Here is a 6,062-nt window from a genome sequence, read left to right as displayed (position 1 = left end):
TTGAAAAAAGGGTTCAACTTTAATTAAAAAGGCAAACCCCTATTTTTTTAACTTACACACTTTACGGGACAGTGTCGCAAAATCATATTCAACTATAATTAGTTCAACTGGTTTCGCGATTTCTTTAGAGTTAAAATAATTTTATAGGAACTCTTTCTTATTTAATGTCAATGGTCTTTGCTGTTTTTTTCTTAGCGCCTTCTTTCTTGGCAATATCAACATGAAGTATACCGTCTTTGTAATTAGCGTTAATGTGGTTGTCATCAGTATAATCGGGAAGATTAAAAGATCTTGAAAAGGACTGATAACTGAACTCTTTTCGATAGTAATTGTCTTTTTTACTTGTTTCTTCTTTTTCTTCTTGTTTTTCAGAAGAAATGGTAAGCATGTTGTTGTCTAATTCAATTTTAAAATCTTCTTTTTTTAAACCGGGCGCTGCTAATTCGATTTCAATTTTCTTATCTGTTTCTTTTAGATTTACAGATGGTAAATTACTTCCTAACGCTGCAAAATTTTGACCGGTCATTTCCAGAAGATCTCTTGATAAAAAATCATCAAAAAATGGGTTTGCTGTTGGCACAAAACCTGAATTTACTAACGGAACAAATCCGTTTCTTTTTACTAATGCTTCCATAATTTATTAGTTTTAAATGATTATTAACTACTATTAAAATTAGAGAATAAATGATAGCTTATTAATTTTACAATTTTGTTTAACTTTTAATTAACTCATAAACAAGTAGTTACTTAATAAAAAAAAATACCTTTCTCCATATTGGAAAAAGGTATTTGTTATAGTAAACCAGTAAAAATAGATTTATTTAATACCAGCGTTTTTTATTTTGCTTTGAAGCGTCTGATTTTCGAGATTTATGAGCACCACCACTTCTATTTGAATTTTTTGGTTTTGTAGATCCTCCCGGAGCCGTTTCAGGATTTCCTGAATGCCATGGATACGGATGGTCACTTATGGTTTTTACATCAACTTTAATTAATTTTTGAATGTCTTTCCAATAGCCATGTTCGTCTTTACTGCAAAAAGAAATAGCCACACCACCATTTCCGGCGCGTCCCGTTCTTCCTATTCGATGAACGTATGTTTCAGGTATGTTAGGCAAATCAAAGTTAATAACATAAGGTAGTTGATCAATGTCAATTCCACGAGCTGCAATATCAGTAGCAACGAGCACACCGACTTCTTTATTCTTAAAAGCTTCTAAAACACGTTGTCTTGCGTTCTGAGATTTGTCACCATGTATCGCTTCGGCTGCAATTCCGTTTTTACGCAATGCTTTTACGACATTATCTGCTCCGTGCTTCGTTCTTGAAAAAACTAACACATCAGATAAGTCTTGATTCTTAATCAAATGATACAGTAAGTTTCTTTTTTCTGTTTTTTCAACAAAATAGACATGTTGCTCTACATTTTCAGCAGTAGATGAAACGGGAGAAACGGTAACTGTTTCGGGGTTTGTTAAAAACATTTCCGCTAGTTCGCGAATAGCAATTGGCATTGTTGCTGAGAAAAATAGAGTTTGTCTATTTTTAGGAGTAAGCTTTACGATTTTTTTTACATCGTTTACAAATCCCATATCAAGCATTTGATCTGCTTCATCAAGTACTAACGCATGCAAATGATCTAAGTCAATAAAACCTTGTTTGTGTAAATCAAGTAATCTTCCTGGAGTTGCAATTAAAATATCAACTCCATTTCTTAGAGCATCAACTTGTGGGTTTTGTGAAACACCACCAAAAATGGTCAGCTGTGTTAAGTTGGTGTATTTTCCATAAGTGTCAAAACTTTGACCAATTTGAACTGCTAGTTCTCTTGTAGGAGTTACTACTAAGGCACGAATTTGCTTGGCTTTTTTTGAAGAGCCTACAATGCGATGCAATTGATGTATAATTGGTATGGCAAATGCTGCCGTTTTTCCAGTTCCAGTTTGTGCACATCCTATTAAATCCTTTCCGGCTAAAACTAGTGGAATAGATTGTTCTTGAATAGGAGTGGGGTTTGTATAGCCTTGTTCATATACGGCTCTTTGTATACTTTTTGAAAGTGATAAATCTTCGAATAACATATTTTTGAAATTAAATATCCTGTATTAAGTACAAGGATAGTTTTGCAAAGATAGTATTATTATTTTTGATGCTTATTTGTATCGAATGTTCGGCTGGATTTATAGTCGTTCTGAAAGGAATTGTTAGGAGTCGACTAGTTCGTATTATTATTATTATTATTATTTGCTTTTATAAAATCAGTTACCAAGTATCCAATTAATTTGCCTATCAAATGGTTGTTTTTTTCTTCTCCTAAATCTGGTGCTCCTTCACATATATGTATATAAGCTGCATTTTTATGTTTACCAAAAAAAGAAATAAACTTTCTCAGTTCTTCTATTGAGAAACCACTCAAAGTCATAGCGCTACTCGCAATATTTGGGATAGCATCCAAATCAATTTCGATTCCGAAAAAATCAGTTTTTATAAATTCGAGCGCAGTTATCATTTCTTGCGTAAAATCCTTCTCTTTTCGAATAGCCAGGCTGTCGTAGCTATTGTAACGTACACGATCTTCTGTTTTTTTGATAAGATCTAAAACACTTTTGGAAGTGTAATTTTCATGTAATCCAAAAATAAAATATTTTTTAAGAAAACCTTCTTCGTAAGCGTATGAAAAACCATTTCCGCTATGGCGTCCTTCTAGGATTCTAAAGTCAGAATGAGCATCAAAATTAATTGCATTTACGGGTTTTCCTTTTGCAAGAGCAGTCCCTTTTATATTACCATAAGAGTTATTGTGACCACCGCCAATTATTATTGGGGTTTTACCAGATTTGATAATATTAAAAATAATGTGAGATACGTCTTTGTCAATTTTTTCAACTAACTGGCTTAATTTAGAACGATCATCGATATCATGGAAATCTAAATTTTCGACTTCTTTCATTTCTTCGCGAACATTAACCTGTCCCAAAACGATGATTTGGCTCCCTTTACAAAACCGATTGTGCTGTATATTAGCAATATTTTTAATAGCATTATCCCATGCCGAAGCAGTTCCGGGTCTACCAAAATTTGCTCTTACACCTATATCTTCAGGAATTCCTAGCAGAACATACTTAGCGTCACTGTTTTCTAAGAAAGTAATAACATCCATATCCTTAGGTATAGTAAGCATTTTTTCTCCAAATTTTATTTCACCACTTCTGTGGTTGGTAATTTTGGCAAGGTCGTTCATTGTAAAAGGCAGAAGCTTTTCCATAAAAATAAAAATATTTTTTTTCAAAAATAATATAATTGTGTTAACTTACGTTATAACATGAATATATATTGTTAAATTTGAAAAAAAAAATATTTGAAAAATGGAAAATCAAAAAAGTAGTTCAAGTCTGAAGGCAGTGGTTGCTGTCTTAGCAGTTTTATTGGTAGGAAGCTTGGTTTATATCTTTAAGGTTACTTCTGATGTAAAAACAGTTCAAACAGAATTGAAAAGTACAATGACTGACAAAGATTCAGTTATGAAAGATTTACAAGAGTTAAAAGCTACTTATGATGCAGCAATTTCTGAAAATACTTCAATGTCTGACGAGTTAATTCAGGAAAGAGACAAAGTGGTGAGTTTAATGGCTGATTTGAATAAATCAAAAGGGGACGTAGCTTCAATGGCTAAATACAAAAAGCAATTTTTTTCCCTACAAAACAACATGAAAGCTTTAATGGCTGAAAATGAAGGCTTGAAAAAAGAAAATCAAATTGTGACTTCACAACGAGATAGTACGGTAGTAGTTCTTGGAGAGTCTAAAAAATATAATGAGACTTTAGTAGGACAAAACGAAGAATTAGCAAAAACGGTAGAAAAAGCTTCAAAATTAACTGTTTTGAACATGAAAGGATCGGCGTTTAAAGTAAGAAATTCAGGAAAACAAATTGAAACTGATAAAGCCAGCAGAGCAGATATGCTTAAAGTTAGTTTTACAATTGCTGCAAATGAAGTTGCAAAATCAGGAGATAAAACATATTATGTTCAAGTTATTGACGGCAAGAATAATGTTTTAGGAGTCAAAAAAGTGGTGAATTTTGGTGATGATATGTTGACGTATAGTTTCATGACTACTGTAAAATACGAAAATAAAACAGTTCAGGTTACAGAAAATTTACCTGGGAAAGATTTTGCAAAAGGAACTTATTATGTGAACGTTTTCGATAAAAATGAAGTCGTTTCAAAAACTAGTTTTACTTTGAACTAAGTATGAACTTTGCATAAAAAAAAGAGGAGTCATTAAGAGGGCACTGAAAAAGTCTTTCGAATACATTGATAAATAAAAAGGAGTAGATATCTCAGGATTTCTACTCCTTTTTATTTATATTTAAGTCTAATTATTAGTTTTTTTTAGATGTTAGTACAACAACAAACAATACAATTCAGCGAGTATTCTTCGTTACATGATTTAATAGTTCCAAAAGAAAATCTATTAAGAAAAATCAACGATTTGATTGATTTTTCTTTTATTTATGACGAGTTGTTAAACAAATACTGCAACAATAATGGGCGAATGGCAGAAAGCCCTATTCGTATGTTTAAGTATTTACTACTTAAAACCATCTACATCGTTTCCGATGTTGATGTCGTGGAGCGTTCTCAATACGATATGTCCTTCAAATATTTTTTGGATATGAAACCAGAAGACGATGTTATCAATCCGAGTTCGTTAACAAAATTTAGAAAACTTCGTTTGAAAGACACCAACCTTCTTAACTTGTTGATAAATAAAACAGTAACTATTGCCATTGAAAAAGGGCATCATTCGCTCTAAGTCAATTATTGTTGATGCGACACATATTTTGTCTAGATCCAATCCATTTTTAGCTATCGATGTATTGAGAGAACGTTCTCAGCTACTGCGGAAAACAGTATACACCTTTGACGAGGAATTCAAAGAACATATGCCTCAAAAAAATACCGACAATGACTTAGAAAAGGAACTGGCTTATTGTAAAGAGTTGGGAAAACGCATTGAAAATGAGCTGTCAATAAGTTCAATCCCAGCTGTGAAAGAGAAATTACATCTACTCAAAGAAACCGTAGAAGATGCTCATGAAAATTTAACTTTATCAAAAGACACCGATGCTAAAACGGGTCATAAGTCTGCTGAGAGTTCCTTCTTTGGTTATAAAACTCATTTGGCAATGACCGAAGAACGGATCATTACTGCGGCTGTAGTCACATCTGGCGAAAAAGGAGATGGACCAGAATTGCCTAAACTTTTAGAAGTTAGTCAAGAAAACGGAATCGATGTCGATACCATTATTGGCGATGGAGCTTATTCAGGAAAAGAAAATCTTAAAATCACAAGTGAACAAAACATTAAAGTTGTAGCACGTCTAAATCCATCGATGACACAAGGATTTAGAAAAGATGAAGATAAATTTGATTATAATAAAGATGCCGATAGGTTTGTTTGCCCAGCTGGGCATTTAGCAATACGAAAAGCACGTGGTGGAACCAAAGATGTTGGGGCAAATCAAGTAGATACATATTATTTTGATGTCGAAAAATGCAAGTCTTGCCTTTTAAAAGATGGTTGTTACAAAGAAGGAGCCAAGACAAAAACATATTCGGTATCCATAAAATCAGAATTACATCAAGACCAAATGGTTTTTCAAGAAACTGACTATTACAAAGAAAAAGCAAAACACCGATATAAAATAGAAGCGAAAAACAGTGAGTTGAAAAATGTACATGGTTATGATAGAGCAATATCGTATGGCATTACCAATATGCAAATGCAAGGTGCAATAGCAATTTTCACGGTAAACTTAAAAAGAATACTCAAATTAATGTAGAAAAATGAAGGCTACTGCTGCATTACTCAAAATGAATCTAGCTAAGCTCAAAATAGCCTTATTGAACTAACATTAAAATCAATATTAAAAAAGAAAACGCTTGCAACGGATTATTATAAATCCTGTTACAAGCGTTTTTTTAATTACTAGATTCAATTAATTAATGCAACTCTCAGGAAAAAAGATAGGATAATTTTTTCAAAAGAAAGGACATT

At 32.5% G+C, this 6,062-nt stretch carries 4 protein-coding genes and 1 pseudogene; 2 read left to right on the top strand and 3 right to left on the bottom strand.

The features are described from left to right. Positions 1-157 precede the first annotated feature (157 nt). The 3 genes from QO182_RS19280 to QO182_RS19270 form a co-directional block, all read right to left on the bottom strand. Positions 158-634 carry an Hsp20/alpha crystallin family protein gene (locus QO182_RS19280; RefSeq protein ID WP_371563663.1) on the bottom strand — a complete coding sequence of 159 codons (477 nt, stop codon included), beginning with the start codon at positions 632-634 and terminating at the stop codon, positions 158-160. A gap of 187 nt (positions 635-821) precedes the next feature. Then, positions 822-2,081: a DEAD/DEAH box helicase gene (locus QO182_RS19275; RefSeq protein ID WP_371540201.1), complete on the bottom strand. Its 1,260-nt coding sequence runs from the start codon at positions 2,079-2,081 to the stop codon at positions 822-824. A gap of 134 nt (positions 2,082-2,215) precedes the next feature. Next, on the bottom strand, positions 2,216-3,265 hold the full coding sequence (locus QO182_RS19270) for a formimidoylglutamase (protein ID WP_371563660.1): 1,050 nt from the start codon (positions 3,263-3,265) through the stop codon (positions 2,216-2,218). A 100-nt stretch (positions 3,266-3,365) separates the two neighbouring features. On the opposite strand from QO182_RS19270, the gene QO182_RS19265 reads away from it, so the two are divergent. Beyond that, complete coding sequence (locus tag QO182_RS19265; RefSeq protein ID WP_371540209.1) at positions 3,366-4,250, top strand: hypothetical protein; 885 nt, start codon at positions 3,366-3,368, stop codon at positions 4,248-4,250. A 147-nt stretch (positions 4,251-4,397) separates the two neighbouring features. Next, a pseudogene (locus QO182_RS19260) lies at positions 4,398-5,847 on the top strand (IS1182 family transposase). The last annotated feature ends 215 nt before the right edge of the window (positions 5,848-6,062 follow it).

The organism is Flavobacterium sp. Arc2 (genome assembly GCF_041431385.1).
Classification (GTDB): domain Bacteria; phylum Bacteroidota; class Bacteroidia; order Flavobacteriales; family Flavobacteriaceae; genus Flavobacterium.
This window is presented reverse-complemented; position numbering and strand designations above follow the sequence as displayed.